Here is a 21,206-nt window from a genome sequence, read left to right as displayed (position 1 = left end):
CGATGACCGATACCCTCGAGACATCACCGCTACTGGCCACGCGGCCACCGGGACCGCTGGCCCGGTCGGTCATCTCGATCGACGACCTGCCCGACCGGGATCTGGCCGGCATCGTGGCCCGGGGGGTGGAGTTCGCGGCCGGCGCCCGATCGACGGCGTTGGCCGGAACGGTGACCGGGGTGTACTTCGCCAAACCGTCCACCCGCACCCGGACCGCCTTCTCGGCCGGTGCGCTGCGCCTGGGCGCCGGCCTGGTCGCCTACGGTCCGGGCGACCTGCAGCTGAGCACGGGCGAGACCGACGCCGACACCGGCCGGGTGCTGGCCGGCATGCTGGACACCCTGGTGATGCGGACCGCCGAGGACGAGGCGGTGATGCGCAGCTACGCCGAGCCCGGCGGGATGTCGGTGATCAACGCGATGAGCGCGCAGGAGCACCCGACCCAGGCGTTGTGCGACCTGTCCACCCTGCAGGAGCACTTCGGCCGGCTGGCGGGGCTGCGGGTGCTCTACGTGGGGGAGGGCAACAACACGGCCAGCGCGTTGGCCCTGGCCCTGATGCGGTGCCCGGGCGTCACGCTGGACCTGCGGACCCCCGCCGGGTACGGGCTGTCCGCCGACTTCCTGCGGCGCGCCCGACGGCATGCCGCCCGCAGCGGCGGGCACATCGACCAGCAGCACGACATGCGCGGGCTGCCGGCGGATCTCGACGTCATCTACACCACCCGCTGGCAGACCACCGGCTCCAGCAAACACACTGCGGACTGGCGGCACACCTTCGCCCCGTTCCGGGTGGGCTCGTCGTTGCTGGCCGCGTACCCGCGGGCGGTCTTCCTGCACGACCTGCCCGCCCACCGCGGCGAGGAGGTCGACGCGGCGGTGCTGGATGGGCCGGCCAGCCTGGCGTTCCGGCAGGCGCACATGAAGATGTACAGCGCCATGGCGGTGTTGGAATGGTGCGCCGCGGGCGCGCCGGGATCGTCATGACCCTGGAGGTCAAGGTCGGGCGGCACCGGCGCTCCGAACCGACCCAGCTGCGGCACAACCGCACCTACCTGTTGCTGTGGACCGGCGCGGGCGTGTCCATGCTCGGCTCCCGGATGAGTGCGATCGCCTACAGCCTGGTCGTGCTCTGGGCGACCGACTCGGCGACCAGTACCGCGATGGTGACCTTCGCCGCCCTGTTGCCGTTCCTGGTGACCCAGCTGCCAGCCGGGGTGCTGGTCGACCGGTTGGACCGGCGGCGGGTGATGATCGGCTGCGACCTGGGCCGGGTGCTGCTGATCGGTATCGCCCTGACCACTGTGGCCATGGGCCACGTCTGGGTGCCGCTGCTGATGGTGATCGCCTTCTGCGAAGGCAGTCTCACCGAGATGTACTCGATCGCGGAGCGGGCCGCGGTGTTCACGGTGGTGCCGGACGAGCAGCTGGGGGTGGCCGTCGGGGCCAACGAGGCGCGGTCCGAGGCGGCCGGCCTGATCGGTCAGCCGATCGGCACCTTCCTGTTCAGCGCGCTGCGCTGGCTGCCGTTCGCGGCCACCATCGTCTCGCACCTGCTGTCCCTGTTCACCCTGCTGCTGATCCGGCGTCCGTTGCAGGGACCGCGGCCCGACGGTCCCCGGCCGAGCCCGGTTCAGGACGTCAAGGAGGGCTTCGACTTCGTCCGGTCGCAGACCTACCTGCGCCGCGCGCTCGGCCTGATCGCGGCGAGCAACCTGCTGTTCCAGGTGCTGGCCCTGGGCCTGCTGGTGATCGTCAAGGACCAGGGCGGCGGTCCGGACACCATCGGCTGGATCCTGCTGGCCAGCGGGATCGGCGGAATGCTGGGCGCCCTGTCCAGCAACCTGTTCATGCGTTGGGTCGGGGTCCGGTGGATCTTCATGGGCGTCAACATCTTCTGGACCCTGTTGATGGGCAGCATGGTGTTCTTCCAGCAGCCGCTGGCCCTCGGCGTGATCTTCAGCCTGCTGCTGTTCGGGGCCGGGCTGGCCAATGTGGCCGGCATCGTCTACACGATGAAGGTGGCCCCGGAGGACATGCAGGGGCGCATCGGCTCCATCGTGTCGCTGCTGTCCTCGGGGGCGAACGCGTTGGGCGCGTTGTGCGCCGGGGCCATCCTGGACGCGCTCGGGGTGCGCACCACGATGATCATCGTGGGTTGCTCGATGCTGGTCATCGCCATCGCGGCCGTCCTGGCCTTCGGTGGCCGCAAGGCGGCGGCCGCCGAGGCCGCGCTCGGCGATCTGACCGAGTAGCCGCGCCCGTGAGGTGTACCTGTCACCACCCCGGATCGGGGAGATCGGGTTACTGAATTCCTGCCGAGAACCGGACACGCTGAGGGAATGTCGATGCAACGTATCGGAGTGTGGTGCTGGCGCCGCCGGGTGCTGGTCGTCGGCCTCTGGCTGCTGGCGATGGCCGGCGGCGCGGTCGCGATCGGGCCGCTGTTCGCCGGCATGGGGGACACGACGACGCTGCCCGGCACCGAGACCGGCCGGGCCCAGGCGGTGATCGACGGCGCGATCGACCACGGCGAGCAGTTCTTCGCCGTCGTCGACAACGTGGACGCCGGCTCGGCGGCGACCACCGCCGCGCTGGCCGGCGCGGCCGACGACATCCGGGCGATCACCGGAGTGAGCAGCGTCGACGGCCCGATCGCCGCGACCGACGGCCGGGCCGCCACGCTGATCGTCACCCTGGCGCCGGCTGAGTCGCAGTACCAGCCGTTCACCGACGCCCAGGCCCGCTGGTCCGAGCTGACCGCCGCCCTGCCCGGCGCCACCGTGAGCGTCGGTGGCGGCGATCTGATCGGGGACGAGGCCAACGCGGCCGTGCAGGACGACCTGCGCAACGCCGAGATCTATTCGCTGCCCCTGACCCTGATCCTGCTGCTGCTCATCTTCGGCGGGGTGGCCGCGGCCGCGCTGCCGGCCGTCGCCGCGATCGCGACCATGCTCGGCGCCACCGCGGTGCTGCTCGGCTTCGCCAGCGTCGTCACCATCGACGCGAACGCGATCACGGTGGTCACGCTGCTCGGCCTGGGCCTGTCCATCGACTACGGGCTGCTGCTGGTCGCCCGGTTCCGGGATGAGCTGACCCGAACCGGCGATCGGATCGAGGCGGTCGCGGCGGCCTGGCACACGGCCGGCCGGACCATCGGGTTCAGCGCGCTGACCGTGGTCGCCGCACTGGCCGGGCTGATGGCTTTCGACGTCGGCGAACTGCGGGCCCTGGCCGCGGCCGGGATCGCGACGGTGATCGTGGCCATGCTGGCCGGGATCACCCTGACCGCCGCGCTGCTCGGGTTCGTCGGCCGGTGGATCAAGCCCCGGCAGCGGCACGGCCGCACCAAGGCCGACTCCGGCTTCTTCGCCGGGCTGGCCCGGCGGACCCAGCGGCGCCCGTGGCTCACCCTGGCCGGGTGCGCGGTCGTGCTGCTGGCCTTGGCCGCGCCGCTGCTGCACGTGATCATCAAGGTGCCGCAGCTGGAAGGATTGCCGCGGACGCTGGAGTCGGTCCAGGTGGCCGACGTGCTCGACCAGCGGTTCGGCATCTCCAGCCAGGCCGGGGTGGCCGTGCTGGCCCGCACCGACCCGGCCACCCTGGACGCGTACGCGCAGCCCTGGGCGGCCGACCCCGCGGTGGCCCGGGTCGAGCCGGCCTCGGCCATCGGCGCCGGGGTGTCGATGGTGGTGCTCGACGTGCACGGCGACGGGCAGGGCGCCGGCGCGCAGGCGCTGGTGGACCGGCTGCGGCAGGACCGGCCGGCCGGGTACGAATCGTGGGTCACCGGCGACGCCGCGCGGCTGATGGACCTGCAGGACCGCCTGATCGACGGGTTGCCGCTGGCCGCGGCGATCGTCGTGCTGTCCATGCTGATCGTGCTGTTCCTGATGACCGGGTCGGTCGTCGTTGGCGTCAAGGCGATCGTGGTGAGCGCGCTGTCCCTGGCCGCCACCTTCGGCGTGCTGACCGCCGTCTTCCAGGACGGCTGGCTGGCCGCGCCGCTGGGCATGCTCACCGTCGGCGGGCTGAGCCCGTTCATGATCGTGATCGTCTTCGCCTTCGCGTTCGGGCTGTCGATGGACTACGAGGTGTTCCTGCTCGCCCGGATCAAGGAGTTCTACGACGCCGGGGAGTCACCGGATGCGGCGGTGCGGCACGGGCTGCAGCGCAGCGGCCGCATCATCACCTCGGCCGCGCTGCTGATGCTCATCGTCTTCGCCTGCTTCGCCGCCGCGGACATCGGTGCGCTGCAACAGATCGGCCTCGGCCTGTTCGTCGCCGTGCTGATCGACGCCACCCTGGTCCGCTGCCTGCTCAGCCCGGCGCTGATGACCGTCCTGGGCCGCGCCGCCTGGTGGGCCCCGGCGCCCCTGCGCCGGCTGCACGCCCGGATCGGCCTGCACGAAGCAGGCGAACGGCCGGCCGAGGACCGGGACGCGGCAACTCTCGCCGGGAGCGCGACGACCGAAGCCGGCCGAAGCGAACCCGATCCCACCGACGTCGGGATGCCGGCGCCCCGTCATGCCGCGCCCGAGCCCGAACCCGCCGGGTCGCGGAGCCACTGACCTCCCGGGCTTCCACCCACCCACCCACCGACCCGTTGACCGGGGCCCCGCCAGTGATCATCCGACCGCTGGCGGGGCTCATTGGTGTGCCGCGACCCCGGCCCGGCCCGGCGTTCGGGTTCTCGCCCCGACACGGCTCCACCCACGGGGACACCGCTCCACGCAGGGGGACACCGCTCCCGGAATGGGGACACCGCTCCCGGTCGGGCGGGAGCGGTGTTCGGTTTGGTGGAGCGGTGTTCGGGTCCGTGGAGCGGTGTGCGGTGCGGTGGAGCGCTGCCCTGCGGGACGACCACCGGCCGCCGGGCCCGGCTCGACTGACGGCCCGGCCGACCACTGGCGGGGCTTATTGGTGTGGCCGGCCCGGGCCCAGCGCCGCAGTCACACCCCGAGGCACCGCGACCCACGGAACACCGCTCCACGCAGGGGGACACCGCTCCCGGAATGGGGACACCGCTCCCGGTCGGGCGGGAGCGGTGTTCGGTTTGGTGGAGCGGTGTTCGGGTCCGTGGAGCGGTGTGCGGCGCGGTGGAGCGCTGCCCTGCGGGACGACCACCGGCCACCGGGCGCGGCCCGACCGACGGTCCGGCTCGACCGACGGCCCGGCTCGACCGACCGCCCGGCCGGCCGCTGGCGAGGCTTATTGGGTGTGGCCCGGCCCGGCGCCGCAGTCACACCCCGACGCACCGCGACCCACGGAACACCGCTCCACGCAGGGGTGACACCGCTCCCGGGATGGGGACACCGCTCCCGGTCGGGCGGGAGCGGTGTTCGGTTTGGTGGAGCGGCGTTCGGGTCCGCGGAGCGGTGTGCGGTGTGGTGGAGCGCTGCCCTGCGGGACGACCACCGGCCGCCGGGCCCGGCTCGACCGACGGCCCGGCCTGGCTCGACCGAATGCCTGGCCGGACCGAATGCCTGGCTCGACCGACGGCCGGCTCGCCCCGCCGCCGACCGCCCGCCGACGGTGCCGGACCCCGAAAAGCCACCCCCCGCCGCAGGTGATTGCGGCGGGGGCGGCTGTTCGAGCGGGTGCCAGGTGGACCGGAGCGGGAGCCGTCAGCGGGCCTCGACGGTGACGTCGCCGGTGTCGGTGCGGGCCAGGATGGTGCGGGTGGAGGTCTCGTCCTGGGTCACCGCGACCCGGCGGTCGCCGGTGTCGGTGGTCGCGGTGACGTGGTAGGCGGTCGACGACCGCGGGACGGTCACGGTCACGTCACCGGTGGCCACCGTCGCCGAAACGGTTTGCGGATCGGCCGAGAAGCCCAGGGTCACATCGCCGGTCTCGGTGCTCACGTCCGCGTCGGTGGACGTCAGGTCGGTGCCGGTGATCGAACCGACCTCGGTGCGCGCGATCACCGCACCACCCAGCTGGGTGAGCCGGATCTCCCCGGTATTGGTGCTGGCCGACACCGCGCCGGTCAGTCCGGTCAGCGAGGCGTCGCCGGTCTCGGTCTTGGTGGTGATCGTGGTGCCGGCCGGCACGGCGATCGTCAGGTCGGCCTCGCAGCGGCCGCTGCCCGGGCAGCTGGCGATGACCGACAGCGTGGTCCCGGTCCACTGCTGGCTGACCGTCGGCTTGTCGTTGTCCCAGGTCAGGGTGCTCTGCACGGTGGTCTGGCCGTCGGCGCCGGCGGTGAGGGTCACCGTGCCGGACTGCACGCGCAGGTCCAGGGCCGTGATCGGCTGCGGGTAGGTGGCCGAGGTGGTCTCGGTCGACGGGGTGCCCGAACCGGCCAACCAGCGGTAGCCGAAGAACAGGCCGGCCGCGAGAACCAGGACGGTGACGACGATTCCGATCGCCCACCAGGATCGGGACGCGTGCGTCGGGGGCTCTTCGGTGAGGTGGGTCATGACGGTCATGATGGCCTCCGGAGGCAGGATTGCGAGGGACATTCGGGGAAATGGCGCCGCACCGCCGACGGGGGCGGCGGGTCAGGACGAGTGGTAGGGCAGGGTGGCGGTGACGACGGTGGGCCCGCCGACCGGGCTGAGCACGGCGAAAGTGCCGTCCAGGGCGCTGATCCGGCCGGCCAGTCCGGCCAGGCCCGAACCGCCGCCGGGGTCGGCGCCGCCGCGACCGTTGTCGGATACGACGATGCGCAGCTCCGCGGCCGCGGTCGGCTCAACCAGGATGTCGACCGTCGTCGCGCCGGAGTGCTTGGCGGCGTTGGTCAACGCCTCGGAGATCAGGAAGTAGGCGGCGGCCTCGATCGGCCGGCTCGGCCGGCTGGGCAGATCGACCAGCAGCCGCACCGGAATCGGTGAGCGCGCGGCGATCCCGGACAGGGCGGCGTCCAGCCCGAGGTCGTCCAGCACCGCCGGGTGCAGGCCACGGACCAGGTCGCGCAGTTCGGCCAGGGCGAGCTTGGCCTCCTCGTGGGCGCTGGTCACCGCGTCCCGGACATGGTCGGGGACATCCACCATGGTCGTGCGGGTCATGCCGAGGTTCATCGCCAACGACACCAGGCGCTGCTGGGTGCCGTCGTGCAGGTCCCGTTCCAGCCGGCGGCGCTCGGCGTCGGCCGCGGCCACGGCATCGGACCGGCTCTCGGTGAGCACCACGACGCGCTGAGCCAACGCCTCGGACCGGCTCGGGGCCATCGCCCGGCGCAAGAGCGACGCGTCCAGCATCGCCGCCGAGGTCGCGACCGCCGGAGCGGTCAGCAGCAACACCACGCCGAGCGCGGTGATCACCAGGATCGGCCCGACGCCGGTGATCGGGATGCCGAGCACGTCGCCGGGCAAGGACCAGAAGAAGGTGCCGGAGGTGATCCCCAGCAGGGCCGCGCACCACCAGAGGCTGACCATCAGACCCAGGACCGGCAGCACCACCAGCGAGGCGAGGTGGTAGCCGACCTGCCGCCAGATCGACGGGCTGCGCACCTGCGCCCACAGCCGGCTCCACCAGCCGCCCGCGGTCGGAGCCGGCGGTGGGTCGGGCCAGCGGCGCCGGTCGGGTGGCCCCGGCGTCATCGCCTCGATCCGCGCCCGATGCCAGATCGAGAACGTCCGGGCGCAGCCGAACAGGGCGGCCAGCACCGGTGCGGCCAGCACCAGGGTGATGGCCAAGGCCAGGCCGGCGACCGCCAGCACCCAGATGACGCTGCCGGTGACCAGGGCCAGCAGCATGCCCAGTTCGATCTGCGCCGTCGCCCGCCACGTGTCGGCCGCGAAGGGCGCGTGCCACCACCGGGCGACCGGCCCGGGGGCCGGTGGCTGGGTCGTGGTCGGCTGCATGGATCAACCCTAGAGCGGCCGGAGATGGCCCGACCATCCATCAGAATGCCGAACCGTCCTGCACCCAGCACCACCCCGGGCCCGGTCCCCGGCCAGGACGGAGATAGCACCCGTATAGGTCGCGCGATCACAGTGAAGGTGTTCGGTGCGTGGCCGCGTCGGCGCGGCCGGAACGGTTCATCCGAGTAAGGCGGGGCGATCGATGACCATCATGTCCACCAACCCACATGCAAGCGCACATTCGAGCGCGAATTCCCGGGCCACCGGGGCGGCCGAGCCTGGCGCGGCCGGCCCGTTGCCCCTCGTCGTGACCAACGACGAGCCTGGCCTGGGGGTCGTCGATCGCATCCGGCGGGACCGGGAGGAGCTGCGCGGCGCGCTGGTCCAGCACGGGGCGATGCTGTTGCGCGGCTTCGACATCGGGGGCGTGGACGGGTTCGACGCGGTGGTCCGGTCGCTGTCCGGGGCACCGCTGGAATACACCGAGCGTTCGTCCCCGCGCAGCACCATCAAGGGTCAGGTGTACACCTCGACCGATTACCCGCCGAGCGAGGAAATCTTCCTGCACAACGAGAACTCCTACCAGCAGGCCTGGCCACTCAAGCTCTATTTCCACTGCCTGCAGCCGCCCGCCACCCAGGGTGCGACGCCCCTGGCCGATATCCGCCAGGTGCTGCGGATGATCGACCCGGCGGTGGTCGAGGAATTCCGCGCCCGCAAATGGATGGTGGTGCGCAACTTCAACGGCATGTTCGGCGTGTCCTGGCAGCAGGTGTTCGGCACCGACGACCGCGCCGCGGTGGAGCGCTACTGCGCCGACCACGGGATCAGCTGCGAGTGGCGACCGGGCGGATCGTTGCGGACCAGGGCGGTCCGGGACGCGATCCACCGGCACCCGGTGACCGGCACCGAGGTGTGGTTCAACCACGCCACCTTCTTCCACGTCTCGACGCTCACGCCCGAGGTTCGCGACGGGCTGCTGGACCTGTTCGATCCGCAGGATCTGCCGAGCAACACCTATTTCGGTGATGGCGGGGAGATCCCGGCCGACGTGATGGATCACCTGCGGGCCTGCTACCGCGCGGCGTGGGTGCGTTTCGACTGGCAGTTCGATGACGTGCTGGTGGTCGACAACATGACCGCGGCGCACGCCCGGGAGCCGTACACCGGGGCCCGCACGATCGCCGTCGCCATGGCCGAACCGTATCCCGCCTGACGGTGCGCGAGATCGGGGTCTGGACGGTCGATCTGCACGGGTTGCCGGCCGACGGCGAGTTGCTGGACGAGGACGAGCGGGCCCGGTGGCGGCGGCTGCGGACGGTCGGGCTGCGCGCCCGCTTCGCCGCCGCCCACTGGGCCCGGCGGACGATCCTGGGCGACTGCGTGGGTGTCGACCCGGCCGCGCTGCGGTTCACCACCGGCCGGTGGGGCAAGCCGGAACTGGCCGATGGCAGCATCTTTCACAGCCTGAGCCATTGCGGCGCGGTGGCCATGGTCGCCGTGTCGGCGGACGCGCCGGTGGGGGTGGACATCGAGGCGGTCCGCCCCGACCTGCCCGCCGGGCGGCTGGCCCGCACCTTCTTCCCGGCGCCGGAGGCCCGGGCGGTCGAGGCGGCGGCCGACCCGCCGGCCCGGTACATCCGGTTGTGGACCCGCAAGGAGGCCGCGGGCAAGGTGGTCGGGCTCAACCTGGACCGCACGCTGCGCATCGGCGTGGTCGACGCCGCGACCGGGCCGGTGCCGCTGGAACGGCTGGACGGCGGCCCGGCGGTGGGTCGCATCACCGACATCGCCGCCCCCGGCGCTCTGCTGGCGGCGGTCGCGCGGCTCGGGCCGGAGCCGTTCACGGTCCGGATGTCGAGCCTGGCGCCGGTGCCGGCATGACACCCTCTGTGTCAACCTCAGGCCGCAAGTTGCCCGCTGTTGATCTTGTTCGCGTTGCCGTGCCTGGCCGGGTCGTAAGGCTCTCGGTCGAGCCAGCAGCGGTAGATCACGCGCACCCAGGCGCGGGCCAGGACCCGGACGGCGTGCGGGTGGTCGTGCCCGCGTTGGATAGCTCTGCGGTAGACCTCGGCGGCCCACGGGCTTTGGTGGCGACTGTTGTCGGCGAACGTGGTCATCGCTTTACGGAATCGTTTGTTGCAGGCCCACCGGAAATGCACGGCATGATATTTACCGGACGCTTTGGTGACCGGGGTCAGGCCGGCCAACGCCGCGACGGCGTCGGGCGAGTCGTAGGCTTGCCGGGAATCGCCCCACTCGGCGAGCACCTGGGCGGCGTTGATCTGACCCGACCTTGGCAGCGACGTGAAGATCGCGGCGTCCGGGTGCTCCCCGAGGTGGGCGGTCACCGACCGGTCCAGGTCCTTGCGGGTCTCGCCCAGGGTGCGCAGCACGGCCACCAGCGCCAGCACGGCGTCCCGGACGGCCTCGACCAGGTCCGGGTCGGTGGTGCCGGCCGGCGCAGCCCGCAATCGGGTCAGCAGCTCCGCGGCCGAGCGGCGACCGGAGTAGCCGTGCTTGACGCAGAACGCGGCCATGCGCTTCTCACCCAGGCCCGCGGCGTGTTTGGCGGTCGGGTACCGGGTCAGGAACTCCAACGCGATCGGCGACTCGATATCGGCGAAAACCTTGGTGGCGCCGGGCCAGTGGGCATCGAGCAGGGCGGTCAGCTGGTTCGCCGTGGCGGTCCGCATGGCCACGATGTCATCGCGGGTGCGTACGACCGTACGCAGCGCCCTGGTCGCCGGGGTGAACGGGGTGGCCGGCCGCAGCCGGTGCGACCGCAGCCGCAGATATTCGGCGATGACGGCGGCGTCGCCGGCGTCGGACTTGGCGCCGGACAGTACCTCCCCGTCGCGCCAGGTCTTGATCGCGTTCGGGCTGACCGGCACCACCGGGTAGCCCGCTTCGAGCAGGGCGTCGACCAGCCGACCGTCGGGCCGTTCCAGGGCGACGCTGACCTGCATCGGGTCGCTGGCCAACCGACCCAGGCGGGCCAACAGGGTCGCGAATCCGTCGGCGGTGTGCTCGATCGTGAACTGCGCGGTGATCTTCCCGGCCGCGTCCTGCACACACACGGCGTGCGTTTGGGCGGCCCAATCGATACCGACGTAGAAATCGCATTCGGGCAGGGACAACTCAACAACTCCTCACAACGGCAGCGACGACTCGGCGAGGAGGCCGATCACCGGGCGGTCACTGACTGGCGCTCTGCGGCGCGTCCCTCTGTTGCCGGTCTACAGCCCCGCGAGAACCGGGGGCGGCGGTGTCATGCAGGCCGTCGAACGGCGACCGGCACAGGCCGTCACCCCGGCTCCCGCCGAGTCCCTACAACGAGCACCCTCTCAGGGCCCGCAACAAGGAGTGTTCACCAGTGACCGGCGGCGAATGGCTGCAGACCTACCGCCGGGTGCCCTCCCCCCGGGCCCGGCTGATCTGCTTTCCGCACGCCGGGGCGGGCGCGACGGTGTACCGACGGTGGTCGACCCTGGTCCCGGCGGACGTCGAGGTGGTGGCGGTCTGCTACCCGGGTCGCCAGCACCGGCTGGCCGAGCCGTTCAGCCCGTCCCTCGCCGCGTTGGCCTCCGGCATCGCCGCGGAGGTCGCGAGCCTGGACCCGGTGCCCTGCGCCCTGTTCGGGCACAGCATGGGTGCGGTGGTGGCCTACGAAACGGCGGTGCGGCTGGAACGCAGCTACGGCGTGCTGCCGCGCCGGCTCTTCGTCTCCGGCCGGTGGCCGCCCGGGCACCGGGCCCCGGCGGATCCCGCGCTCGACCTGGCCGATGACGCCGAGTTGCTTGAGCACCTGCGGCAGCTCGGGAACACCCAGCTGGACCTGTTCGCCATGGCCGAACTGCGCGAGCTGCTGCTGGGTGTGCTCCGCGCGGACTACCGGTTGCTGGCCGACCACCGTCCGGACCGCCCGGCCCGCACCCTCGCGTCGGTCACCGGGTACTGCGGGGATGCCGATCCGGGGTGCTCGATCCAGGATGTGGCCGCCTGGCGGGCGATGACGAGCGGAGCGTTCCGGCTGCGCGTCTTCCCCGGACACCACTTCTACCTCGATACGGTGACCGCGGACGTGGTCGACGACGTGCTGGCCGAGCTCGGCGTCGCTCGCGGCCGGCCGGCCGGCGACGCCTGCGCGGTATCGTGATCGCGAGTACGGAAGGGGTGCCGTGCGCGTCGTCATCGCCGAGGATTCGGTCCTGCTGCGGGAAGGTCTGGTCCGACTGATCGAGGCCGCCGGGCTGGCCGTGGTCGGCACGGCCGGCGACGTCGCTGAATTGAACGACCTGTTGGGGCGGGTCGAGGCGGACGTGGTGGTGCTCGACGTGCGGATGCCGCCGACCTTCACCGACGAGGGCATCCGGGCGGCGCTGACCCTGCAGCGCCGGGATCCGCCGCTGCCGGTCCTGGTCCTGTCGCAGTACGTGGAGGAGCGCTACGCCAGCGAGCTGCTCTCCCGCGGCACCGGGGGGATCGGCTACCTGCTCAAGGACCGGGTGGCCGACGTCGAGCAGTTCCTGGACTCCCTGCGCCGGGTCGCCGCCGGCGGCACCGTGCTGGATCCGGAGGTGGTCGCGCAGTTGATGGTGCGGCGCAAGGCCAGCCCGATCGACCGGTTGACCCCGCGCGAGCTGGAGACGCTGAGCCTGATGGCCGAGGGTCGCTCCAACTCGGCGATCGCCGCCGGCCTGCACATCAGCGAGAGCGCGGTGGCCAAGAACGTCAACAACATCTTCACCAAGTTCGACCTGAGCCCGGCCGACACCGACCACCGGCGGGTCCTCGCGGTCCTGCAGTTCATCAACAAATAGCTCCGCCCCGAGAAGCGCCGGCGGCGGGAACTCCGGCCGATCCGTGCACGTTCACCGTGCGCTGCCCACCATCGACCGAAAGTGACATGAGCGCACCCACCGACAGACCCGGAGCCGGGCCCGAACCCGGCTCACCACTCCACACCGCCCACTCTGGGGCGGTCCGATGATCTGGCCGCTGTCGCTGCTGGTCGGCGTGCTCGTCGTGCTGGCCATCACCGCGGCCACCGCCTACTTCGTGGCCCAGGAATTCGCCTACATGTCGGTGGACCGCTCCCGGCTCAAGGCGGCCGCGGCGTCCGGGGACGCCGGCGCCGAGCGCGCGCTGGCCGTGATCCGGCGGACCTCGTTCATGCTCTCCGGGGCCCAACTCGGCATCACGGTGACCGGTCTGCTGGTCGGCTACGTCGCCGAACCGCTGATCGGCGCGGCGATCGGCGCGGCGCTGGGCGGGATCTCGGTGCCGGCCGCCGTCGGCATCACCATCGGCACCCTGCTGGCCCTGACCTTTTCCACCTTCGTGCAGATGCTGCTGGGCGAGTTGTTTCCCAAGAACCTGGCCATCGCCCGGCCGGAGCCGGTCGCCGTCCGGCTGGCCCGCTCCACCACGCTCTACCTGACCGTCTTCGGGTGGCTCATCGCCATCTTCGACAAGTCCTCCAACCTGCTGCTGCGGCTGCTGCGGATCGAACCGGTGCACGACGTGGAGCATTCGGCGAGCCTGCGCGACCTGGCCCACATCGTCACCGCCTCCCGGGACAGCGGAGACCTCTCGCCCGAGCTGTCGCTGCTGCTGGACCGGGTGATCGACTTCCCGAACCGGACGGTCGCGCACGCGATGATCCCGCGGGCCCGGGTCGGCGTGCTGCATCCCGGGATCGACCTGGCCGGGATCCGAGAGGTGATGCACACCGGCCATTCCCGGTACCCGGTGCTGGACGACGCCGACGAGGTGCTCGGGGTGGTGCACCTGATCGACGTGCTCGAGCACACCGACGACACGCTCACCATCGAACGCCTGATGCGGCCGCCCCACTTCGTGCCGACCGGTCAGAGCCTGCCGCGGGCCCTGCGGGAGCTGACCGCCGGCACCGATCAGCTGGCCTGCGTGCTGGACGAGTACGGCGGTTTCGTCGGGGTGCTGACCGCCGAGGACCTGGCCGAGGAGCTGGTCGGCGAGATCGCCGACGAGCACGACCCCGTCGGCCCGCCGGTGCTGCCGCCGCCGTCGCCGAGCACCGGCTGGCAGCTGCCCGGGGACCTGCCGGTGGACGAGGCGGCCCGGTTGATCGGCCGGCCGCTGCTGACCGGAGACTACGAGACGCTGTCCGGGCTGGTCATCGCTCGGTGCGGCGCGTTCCCGGCTGTCGGGCAGGTGGTGGCTGTCCCGTTGCCGCCCGACCCGGCCCGATTGACCCTGGCCGAGCCGGCCGGCGAACCGGTCCTGCGGCTGCGCGTGGACGAGCTGGCCCGGCACGTGCCGGCCCGGATCACGCTGACCATCCACGATCCCGACGCGATCGCCTCGGCTGCGGAAGGGACGTCATGATGTCCGGCACCGGGTGGGCGATCGTGGCCACCGTCGCGCTGATCGCGTTGAGCGCCTTCTTCGTCGCCGTCGAGTTCGCCCTACTGGCGGCCAAGCGACACCGGTTGGCCGACGCCGCGCCGCGCAGTCGCTCGGCCCGGGCGGCCGTGCGCAGCTCGGCCGAGCTGACCGTGGTGCTGGCCGGGTCGCAGCTGGGCATCACCGCCTGCACGCTCGCGCTGGGTGCGGTCACCAAGCCGGCGGTGCAGGACCTGCTGGCCGGACCGCTGCGCGCACTGGCCCTGCCGTTGTGGCTGGCCGACGCGTCCGCGTTCGTGCTGTCCCTGCTCATCGTCACCTTCCTGCACCTGGTGATCGGCGAGATGGCCCCCAAGTCGTGGGCGATCGCGCACCCGGAGCGGTCGGCGATCCTGCTGGCCCTGCCGATGCGCGCGTTCATGGCGGTGTTCCGGCCGGTGTTGACCGCGCTGAACGCCCTGGCCAACCGGTGCGTGCGGCTGATCGGCATCGAGCCGGTGGCCGAACTGGCGACCGGGCAGAACCCGCAGGCGCTGCGCCAACTGGTCGAACACTCGGCGCAGGCCGGGACCCTGGACGAGGACTATTCGCAGCGTCTGGCCCGGGCGTTGGACCTGCTTGCACTGACCATCGGCGCGCTGGTGCGCAGCGACGGGCCGGCGACCCGGGTCGGCGCCGCGGCCACCGTGCGCGACGTGCAGCGGGTCGGCCGGCAGTCCGGTCACCTGCGCATCCTGGTCGGTGACGGTCCCGACCTGCGGCAGGTGGTGCACGTCCGCGACACCCTGACCGCGCCGCCCGACGCGCCGGCCACCGCCTTCGCCAGGCCCGTGTTCGTGCTGGCCGCGTCGACCCCGTTCGCCCAGGGACTGGAGGAGATGCGGCGGGGCCGCAACCATCTCGCCGTGGTGGTGGACGAGCAGGGACGGTTCGTCGGGGTCCTCACCCTGGCCGACCTGCTGCGCCGCTTGTTCCCGGAGACGGACCGTTCCGGGCTCACCACCCAGCCCCCGGCCGCCCAGGTCTCTTAGGTTAGGCTCTGCTCATGCCGGCGGGGTAGGGGCGGGACGCCTTCGCGGCGACCCGAGCGCCCTGCCCGCGCATTCCCGATCCGGAAGGAACCACGTCGCGCATGATTCCCGTCGTCGTGCTGGCCACCGTCGACCCCGTGCTGCGGGAGACGGCCGTGCTGTCCTGGCTGACCGACCGGCCCGGAACCGGAGTGCTGCGCCAGGACCTGGATCCCGAGGCGGGCATGCTGCGCCGGGTGGTCGGCGACGAACACGGCGTGGTCGAGGATCGCAGCCGCCCGGCGGACCGCGGCTGCCCCGGATGCGTGCTGCGGGAGAACGCGCTGCCCGCCGTCGCCGCGATGGTCAAGTCCGGCCGGTGGCAACGGATCGTGGTGGCCCTTCCGGTGTCGGCGGCCTCCGTCCCGGCGTCCCGGCCACTGGCCGACCCGTTCGCGCGGCGCCGGCTGGGCATCGAACTGGCCACCGTGGTCAGTGTGGTCGACGTGGACCGGGTCGAGGACGACCTGATGGGCGACGAGCGGGTCGGGCAGCGGGGCGGGGCGCTGGCCGTCGGGGACCGCCGGTCGGTCGGCGAGGCCCTGGCCGCCCAGCTCGGGCATGCCGATCTGGTGCTGACCACCGGGAGCAACCCGGTCGGGCTGACCCTGGTCGACCATCTGCGCGGTATCCGCAGTGCCCGCCGCGAGCTGCACCAGACCCGGGTGGCTGAGTTGTTCGCCGCCCGGCACTCGGCCCGCTCGGCCGCGGCCCGGCTGGACCCGCGAACGCTGCAGCCGTCGAGCGTGCCCGACGCGCACGGGGTCTGGACGCTCGACCTGGTCAGCCACCGGCCGATGCACCCCGAGCGGATCATGGCCCGGCTGGCCGACCTGGCCGGCGGCCGGGTGCGCGCCCGGGGCCGGTTCCAGGTGCCGACCCGGGCGGGCCGGCTGGCCGTGCTCGACGGCGCCGGCGGGCACCTGTCGATCGGCGACGCCGGCCGGCCGGCCACCGCGGTCGGGACCCGGGTGCTGCTCACCGGTACCGGCCCCGAGCGCGCCCAGCGGCGCCAGGTGTTCGCCGAGATGCTGCTCACCGACGACGAACTCGCCTCCGGCCGGGACTGGTCGACCGTTGATGACGGCCTGGACGACTGGCTCGGGCCCCGGTAGACGCGTCGGGCGACCCGCCGCGCCGCGTTGTAGTTGAGAATTGTTCTCGTTAAAGTGGATCGTGCCGGGGCGGTCGCCTCGGCCCGACTGCTGGTGAAGAAATCGAGAACGAGGCTATGACCATGATTCCCGTGGCGATTCTGGCGACCGTCGACCCCGTGCTGCGCGACGCCGCTCTGCTGTCCCTGCTCACTGATCTGCCCGGCACCGGGGTGCTGGCCCAGGACCTGGATCCCGACACCGGCACGTTGCGCCGGATCGTCAGCGACCAGCACGGCATCGCCGAGGACAGCACCCGGCCGTTGGCGCACGCCTGCCTGGGCTGCGCGATCCGGGAGGACTCGGTGCCCACGTTGGAGTCCATGGCCGCGGCCAGGCGGTGGGAGCGGATCATCTGGGCGCTCCCGGTCTCGGCCGAGACCGCCCCGGCGGCCCGGCCGCTGTGCCGACCGGATGCCGTGCCCGGCCTGGAGCTGGCCACCGTCGCCTGCGTCGTCGACGCCGACCAGGTCGAGGCCGATCTGATGGGGGACGAGCTGCTGGCCGACCGGGATCTGGCCCTGTCGGCCGACGACCGGCGGTCGGTCGGCGAGGCCTCGGCGGCCCAGCTCGGGCACGCCGACCTGGTCCTGACCATCGGTGAGGACCCGGTCGGGTTGACCCTGGCCGACCATCTGCGCGGCCGCCGCACCCTGCGCTCCACCCTGTTCGGCATCCGCGCCGAGCAGGTGTTCGCCCCCCGGCACTCGGCCCGGCACGCCGAGGCGCGGATCGATCCGTGCCGCATCCAGGCTCCGGATGCCCCGGACGCGCATGGGGTCTGGAGCCTGGACCTGCTCAGCCCGCGCCCGGTGCACCCGGGCCGGTTCCTGGCCGGGATCGGTGAGCTGGCCGGTGGCCGCACCCGGTCCCGGGGCCGGTTCCACCTGCTCAGCCGGCCGGGACGGGTGGCCGTGTGGGACGGGGCCGGGCGTCAGCTGTCCATCGGCGACGGTGGTCCGTGGCGGGTCGGCACCCCGTCCACCCGCATCGTGTTCACCGGGGTGGACGACGACCGGGCCCGAGTGGCCCAAGGTTTCGCTCGGATGCTGATGACCGACGACGAGCTGGCCGGGTCGATGCGAGTCCGCCACGAGGACGACGGACTGGACGGCTGGCTGGGCGCCCGCTGACCGCGGAGCCCCAGCGGCCGGAGCACGGTCCTTGACCCGTTGGTCAAGGACCGTGACCGCCCGAACTACCAGGAGGACGTGCGCACTCCGGGCAGCTCGCCCCGGTGGGCCAGCTCGCGCACCCGGATGCGGGACAACCCGAACGTGCGGAGATACCCGCGGGGTCGGCCGTCGATCGCGTCCCGATTGCGCAATCGGGTGGGGGAGGCGTCACGGGGCATCCGCTGCAGCGCCGCCGCCGCGAGCGCCGCTGGTCGGTGGTGGAATCCGGGTCCCGCACCATGGTCTTGGCGGCCGCGCGGCGCTGGGCGTAGCGCTCCACCACCGCGCGCCGTTGCCGATTCCGGGCGATCTTGGAAGTTTTGGCCATGGCGTTCAGATCTTTCCGTCGCGGGCCAGGATCTGGGCGACGACCGCATCGATCCCGCGCCGGTCGATGATGCGCAGGCCCTTGGTGCTGACCCGCAGCCGCACGGTGCGGCGCAGACTGGGAACGTAGAAGCGGCGGTGCTGCAGATTGGGCTCCCAGCGTCGGTTGGTGCGCTGATGGCTGTGCGAGACGCTCTTGCCGAAGCCGGGTTCGGCTCCGGTGACCTGACAACGGGCGGACATGCGGGGTTCTCCAGGTTCGGGTCGCAGGGGTGCGAAGAGTCGGCCGGCAGGCCGCGGGCGATCAGTCCGGCAGGTTCTCCGGGAAGTGCAGACCTCATTCGTGTCATACTGAGAATCGGTCTCGTTAAAACTGTAGCAGGAGGAGGACTGTTGGCCCGCAACGATGTCCGGCCGGTGGTGCGACTGAAGTCCACCGCCGGGACCGGATACACCTACGTGACCCGCAAGAACCGCCGCAACGACCCGGACCGGTTGGTGCTGCGCAAATATGACCCCACGATTCGTCGTCACGTCGATTTCCGGGAGGAACGATGAGCGCCCGACCGGCCCCGCCGAGGTGGGTCAGCGTCGGGGCAGCTGGTAGCGGGTGAGCCGGGCGCTGTTGCCGACCACGGCCACCGACGAGACGTTGTGCAGGACCGCGGCCAGAACCGGGGACAGGGCGCCGCCGGCGCTGACCGCGAGTCCGGCCGCGTTGACCGCGATGGACATCCCGTAGTTCTGCCGGATCAACCCGATGGTGCGCCGGGCCAGCTCCCGCAGTTCCAGCAGGCGGCGCAGGTCGTCGCCGGCCAGGGCGACGTCGGCGGTCTCGACCGCCACGTCGGTGCCGGAGATGCCCATGGCGATGCCGATGTCGGCCAAGGCCAGGGCCGGCGCGTCGTTGGTCCCGTCGCCGACCATGGCCACCAGGTGCCCTGCGTCGCGCAGCGCGGCGATGGCGTCCTGCTTGTCCTCGGGCAGCACCTCGGCCCGCCACTCGTCGATGCCCAGCTCCTGGGCGACCACCGCGGCGGTGACCGGATGGTCCCCGGTCAGCATGACGATCCGGCGCACCCCGTCCGCCCGCAGGGCGTCGATGACATCCCGGGCCTCGGGACGGATCTCGTCGCGCAGGCTGACCAGCCCGACCAGCCGACCCTCGACGGCGAGCAGCAGCGGCGTCTCGGCGGCGGCCCGCAGCCGGGTGACCCAGCCGGTCGCCTTGGCCGAGATGCGGACCTTTTCCGACCGCAGGAACTCCGGCCGGCCCAGGAGCAGGGTCCGCCCGTCGGCGCGGGTGCGCATGCCCAATCCGAGCAGCACCTCGCACTGCTCGTGCGGCGGGATCTCGATCCGCCGCTCCTCGGTGAAGCGGATCACCGCCTGGGCCAACGGGTGCCGTGAGTGGACCTCCGAGCTGGCGGCATAGGCGAGCACCTGCTCGGGCTCCCATCCGCGGGCCAGCGCGATCACGTTGGTCACCACCGGCCGCCCGGTGGTCAGGGTGCCGGTCTTGTCGAAGACGATGGCGTCGACCCGTCCGGCCGCCTCCAGGTGCGATCCGCCCTTGATCAGGATCCCGCGCCGGGCCCCGTTCCCGATGGCCGCGCTGATCGCGGTCGGGGTGGACAGGCCGACCGCGCACGGGCAGGCCACGAGCAGCATGGTCATCGCCCGGCGAACATCCCGGGTGAGCAGCAGGGTGGCGGCGGCCAGCCCGAAGGAGAGCGGGACGAACCGGCGGGAGAAGTTCTCGCCCACGGTCTGGATCGGCGCCCGATCCTGCTGGGCCTGCTCGACCCGGGCGATGATGCGCCCGACCGCGGTGTCGGTGCCAACGGCCTGCGCCTGCACCACGATCCGGCCGCGGAGCAGCACGCTGCCCGCGTGCACGCTCGCCCCCGGCCGCACCGTGATCGGCAGGTTCTCTCCGGTGATCGCGGACTGGTCGAGAATGCCTTCGCCTTCGACGATCTGCCCGTCCGCCGGCAGGGCGACGTGCTCGTGCACGACGATCCGGTCGCCGACCTGCAGGGTGGCCATCGGCACCTTCTGCTCGACCCCGTCGGCCAGTTGCAGCCAGACGGTGTCGGCCGCGCCGGAGAGCAGATCGGAGATCGCGCGGCGGGTCCGACGCAGGGTCAGGTCCTGCAGGTACTCGCCGATGTTCAGCAGCCACAGCACGGTCAACGCGACCACGTTTTCCCGCAGCACCAGCGAGGCAATGGTGGCCGCGGAGACCAGCGCGTCCGTGCCGGCGGTCCGTCGGCCGCGCAGGACGGCCAGCGCGCCGCGCAGGAACGGATACCCGGTGAAGACGGTGACGCCGGTGGCGACCAATCGTCCGCCCGGACCGAGCACCGGCGGCCGGCGCAGCAGATAGCGCCGGCCGCCCAACGCGACCAGCGCCGCGCCGCCCACGACCATCCGCACGATGTCGCCCGACGTGACGTCGGCCGATCGGGGCGAGCGCGGCGCCGGCGCTGCCCAATCGGTGCTCAGGGCCCGGTCGATGGCGTGCCGGACCCGATGGTGGTCCAGCGCGGCGGGCCGGTACCAGACCACGACCGAGCCGGTGCGCGGGAATGCGTGCACCGCCAGCACCCCGGCCACCCCGTCCACGGCGTCCTCAATCGCGACCGCGCGTGCGGCCGACCGGGCCAGCTCGGGCACCCGCAGCCGCCAGCGCCCGGCCGCATCGGCCACCGTGACCATCCGGGTGCCGGCGTCCACCGGCCGGGCGGCCGGTTCGTGGCGCCCAACCGGCTGCTGCGCGGGCTCGGTCGGGCGGGTTGACGCGGGCGTGGCCAGATGCTCGGCCATGTGGGCCGCCGCCGCGGCCGGATCGGCCTTGGGGGCAGCCGATCGACGGCGGGCGGGCGCCGGATGCGGCGGGGTCATCTCGGTCAGTGGTCGTGCTCGTGCGGCTGGGCCGACTGAGCCGGTGGGGGAGCCTGCTCCCCGATCTTCTCCCGGGCCTGGGCGACGACGTCCCCGGCCCCCAGGCGCAGATTTTCGGCGCCCGCCTCGACCCGCCGCTTGCCGCGCAGCGCGAGCGCGGTGACGGCGACGGCCGCCTGGTTGAGTCCCCGGCCGGTGGACCGCTGCTTGAGCCGATCCACGACGATCGCTCCGGCGACGCCGCTGATCAACATACCGGCGGCCCGCGCCGCGAGATGTCCGGTCACCATGGTGACTCCTTTCGACGCGATGGATGATAACGATTCCCGGTCGCGACTTTGACCCCGGGGCGCCCTTCCAACTATCGGAAGGGTTC

18 protein-coding genes and 1 pseudogene are annotated in these 21,206 nt (G+C 72.4%); 12 read left to right on the top strand and 7 right to left on the bottom strand.

Features of this window, described 5'->3' with window-relative positions:
* Positions 1–2: 2 nt before the first annotated feature.
* The 3 genes from NAMU_RS19155 (at position 3) to NAMU_RS19145 (ending at position 4,570) form a co-directional block, all read left to right on the top strand.
* Entirely contained in the window at positions 3–986 is a 984-nt protein-coding gene (locus NAMU_RS19155) for an ornithine carbamoyltransferase (RefSeq protein ID WP_015748994.1), read from the top strand.
* Positions 983–2,254 carry an MFS transporter gene (locus NAMU_RS19150; protein ID WP_138180341.1) on the top strand — a complete coding sequence of 424 codons (1,272 nt, stop codon included), beginning with the start codon at positions 983–985 and terminating at the stop codon, positions 2,252–2,254. Before NAMU_RS19155 ends, NAMU_RS19150 begins: the two co-directional genes overlap by 4 nt.
* Positions 2,255–2,341: 87 nt before the next feature.
* A complete protein-coding gene (locus NAMU_RS19145) occupies positions 2,342–4,570 on the top strand; it encodes an MMPL family transporter (RefSeq protein ID WP_217180502.1) in 2,229 nt (742 codons plus the stop codon).
* A 1,056-nt stretch (positions 4,571–5,626) separates the two neighbouring features.
* On the opposite strand, the gene NAMU_RS27635 is transcribed toward NAMU_RS19145, so the two are convergent.
* Positions 5,627–6,421 carry a DUF4097 family beta strand repeat-containing protein gene (locus NAMU_RS27635; protein WP_052308010.1) on the bottom strand — a complete coding sequence of 265 codons (795 nt, stop codon included), beginning with the start codon at positions 6,419–6,421 and terminating at the stop codon, positions 5,627–5,629.
* A gap of 81 nt (positions 6,422–6,502) precedes the next feature.
* Complete coding sequence (locus tag NAMU_RS19135; protein WP_015748989.1) at positions 6,503–7,807, bottom strand: sensor histidine kinase; 1,305 nt, start codon at positions 7,805–7,807, stop codon at positions 6,503–6,505.
* Positions 7,808–8,009: 202 nt separating this feature from the next.
* Between NAMU_RS19135 and NAMU_RS19130 the strand changes: the two genes are divergently transcribed.
* Both NAMU_RS19130 and NAMU_RS19125 read left to right on the top strand, forming a co-directional pair.
* Positions 8,010–9,023, top strand: coding sequence for a TauD/TfdA family dioxygenase (locus NAMU_RS19130; protein WP_015748988.1), 1,014 nt, complete (start codon positions 8,010–8,012; stop codon positions 9,021–9,023).
* Between the two features lie 2 nt (positions 9,024–9,025).
* Positions 9,026–9,691, top strand: a complete 666-nt coding sequence (locus tag NAMU_RS19125) for a 4'-phosphopantetheinyl transferase family protein (protein ID WP_015748987.1) — start codon at positions 9,026–9,028, stop codon at positions 9,689–9,691.
* Between the two features lie 17 nt (positions 9,692–9,708).
* On the opposite strand, the gene NAMU_RS19120 is transcribed toward NAMU_RS19125, so the two are convergent.
* Entirely contained in the window at positions 9,709–10,947 is a 1,239-nt protein-coding gene (locus tag NAMU_RS19120) for an IS110 family RNA-guided transposase (protein WP_015748986.1), read from the bottom strand.
* Positions 10,948–11,183: 236 nt separating this feature from the next.
* On the opposite strand from NAMU_RS19120, the gene NAMU_RS19115 reads away from it, so the two are divergent.
* The 6 genes from NAMU_RS19115 (at position 11,184) to NAMU_RS19090 (ending at position 17,554) form a co-directional block, all read left to right on the top strand.
* Positions 11,184–11,966, top strand: a complete 783-nt coding sequence (locus tag NAMU_RS19115; RefSeq protein ID WP_015748985.1) for a thioesterase II family protein — start codon at positions 11,184–11,186, stop codon at positions 11,964–11,966.
* A 22-nt stretch (positions 11,967–11,988) separates the two neighbouring features.
* Entirely contained in the window at positions 11,989–12,630 is a 642-nt protein-coding gene (locus NAMU_RS19110; protein WP_015748984.1) for a response regulator transcription factor, read from the top strand.
* Between the two features lie 166 nt (positions 12,631–12,796).
* Entirely contained in the window at positions 12,797–14,179 is a 1,383-nt protein-coding gene (locus NAMU_RS19105; RefSeq protein ID WP_015748983.1) for a hemolysin family protein, read from the top strand.
* Positions 14,176–15,228 (top strand): hemolysin family protein, encoded by a 1,053-nt coding sequence (locus tag NAMU_RS19100; protein ID WP_015748982.1) that lies wholly within the window; start codon positions 14,176–14,178, stop codon positions 15,226–15,228. Before NAMU_RS19105 ends, NAMU_RS19100 begins: the two co-directional genes overlap by 4 nt.
* A 101-nt stretch (positions 15,229–15,329) precedes the next feature.
* Positions 15,330–16,382 (top strand): GTP-binding protein, encoded by a 1,053-nt coding sequence (locus NAMU_RS19095; protein WP_015748981.1) that lies wholly within the window; start codon positions 15,330–15,332, stop codon positions 16,380–16,382.
* A gap of 122 nt (positions 16,383–16,504) precedes the next feature.
* Entirely contained in the window at positions 16,505–17,554 is a 1,050-nt protein-coding gene (locus tag NAMU_RS19090) for a GTP-binding protein (RefSeq protein WP_015748980.1), read from the top strand.
* Between the two features lie 65 nt (positions 17,555–17,619).
* Here NAMU_RS19090 and rpsN read toward each other — a convergent pair.
* Both rpsN and rpmB read right to left on the bottom strand, forming a co-directional pair.
* Positions 17,620–17,924, bottom strand: a pseudogene (gene rpsN / locus NAMU_RS31920) (30S ribosomal protein S14).
* Positions 17,925–17,929: 5 nt separating this feature from the next.
* A complete protein-coding gene (gene rpmB, locus NAMU_RS19080; protein ID WP_015748979.1) occupies positions 17,930–18,166 on the bottom strand; it encodes a 50S ribosomal protein L28 in 237 nt (78 codons plus the stop codon).
* 150 nt (positions 18,167–18,316) lie between these two features.
* Between rpmB and rpmG the strand changes: the two genes are divergently transcribed.
* Entirely contained in the window at positions 18,317–18,481 is a 165-nt protein-coding gene (rpmG, locus tag NAMU_RS19075) for a 50S ribosomal protein L33 (protein ID WP_015748978.1), read from the top strand.
* A 27-nt stretch (positions 18,482–18,508) separates the two neighbouring features.
* Here the strand turns inward: rpmG and NAMU_RS19070 are convergent, their stop codons facing one another.
* On the bottom strand, positions 18,509–20,644 hold the full coding sequence (locus NAMU_RS19070; protein WP_041371005.1) for a heavy metal translocating P-type ATPase: 2,136 nt from the start codon (positions 20,642–20,644) through the stop codon (positions 18,509–18,511).
* A 191-nt stretch (positions 20,645–20,835) separates the two neighbouring features.
* The gene (locus NAMU_RS19065; protein WP_015748976.1) at positions 20,836–21,120 is read right to left on the bottom strand and encodes a DUF1490 family protein; all 285 of its coding nucleotides are present in this window, start codon (positions 21,118–21,120) and stop codon (positions 20,836–20,838) included.
* Positions 21,121–21,206 lie beyond the last annotated feature (86 nt).

Origin of the sequence: Nakamurella multipartita DSM 44233, from assembly GCF_000024365.1 — a bacterium.
GTDB lineage: Bacteria > Actinomycetota > Actinomycetes > Mycobacteriales > Nakamurellaceae > Nakamurella > Nakamurella multipartita.
This window is presented reverse-complemented; position numbering and strand designations above follow the sequence as displayed.

What these genes read in the sequence shown, in the direction of transcription:
- NAMU_RS27635 (WP_052308010.1), bottom strand. Translation starts at nt 6,421, where the DNA reads ATGACCCACCTCACCGAAGAGCCCCCGACGCACGCGTCCCGATCCTGG.
- NAMU_RS19090 (WP_015748980.1), top strand. Translation starts at nt 16,505, where the DNA reads ATGATTCCCGTGGCGATTCTGGCGACCGTCGACCCCGTGCTGCGCGAC.
- NAMU_RS19070 (WP_041371005.1), bottom strand. Translation starts at nt 20,644, where the DNA reads ATGGTCACGGTGGCCGATGCGGCCGGGCGCTGGCGGCTGCGGGTGCCC.
- NAMU_RS19150 (WP_138180341.1), top strand. Translation starts at nt 983, where the DNA reads ATGACCCTGGAGGTCAAGGTCGGGCGGCACCGGCGCTCCGAACCGACC.
- NAMU_RS19145 (WP_217180502.1), top strand. Translation starts at nt 2,342, where the DNA reads ATGTCGATGCAACGTATCGGAGTGTGGTGCTGGCGCCGCCGGGTGCTG.
- NAMU_RS19135 (WP_015748989.1), bottom strand. Translation starts at nt 7,807, where the DNA reads ATGCAGCCGACCACGACCCAGCCACCGGCCCCCGGGCCGGTCGCCCGG.
- rpmB (WP_015748979.1), bottom strand. Translation starts at nt 18,166, where the DNA reads ATGTCCGCCCGTTGTCAGGTCACCGGAGCCGAACCCGGCTTCGGCAAG.
- NAMU_RS19095 (WP_015748981.1), top strand. Translation starts at nt 15,330, where the DNA reads ATGATTCCCGTCGTCGTGCTGGCCACCGTCGACCCCGTGCTGCGGGAG.
- NAMU_RS19065 (WP_015748976.1), bottom strand. Translation starts at nt 21,120, where the DNA reads ATGGTGACCGGACATCTCGCGGCGCGGGCCGCCGGTATGTTGATCAGC.
- NAMU_RS19100 (WP_015748982.1), top strand. Translation starts at nt 14,176, where the DNA reads ATGATGTCCGGCACCGGGTGGGCGATCGTGGCCACCGTCGCGCTGATC.
- NAMU_RS19130 (WP_015748988.1), top strand. Translation starts at nt 8,010, where the DNA reads ATGACCATCATGTCCACCAACCCACATGCAAGCGCACATTCGAGCGCG.
- NAMU_RS19105 (WP_015748983.1), top strand. Translation starts at nt 12,797, where the DNA reads ATGATCTGGCCGCTGTCGCTGCTGGTCGGCGTGCTCGTCGTGCTGGCC.
- NAMU_RS19155 (WP_015748994.1), top strand. Translation starts at nt 3, where the DNA reads ATGACCGATACCCTCGAGACATCACCGCTACTGGCCACGCGGCCACCG.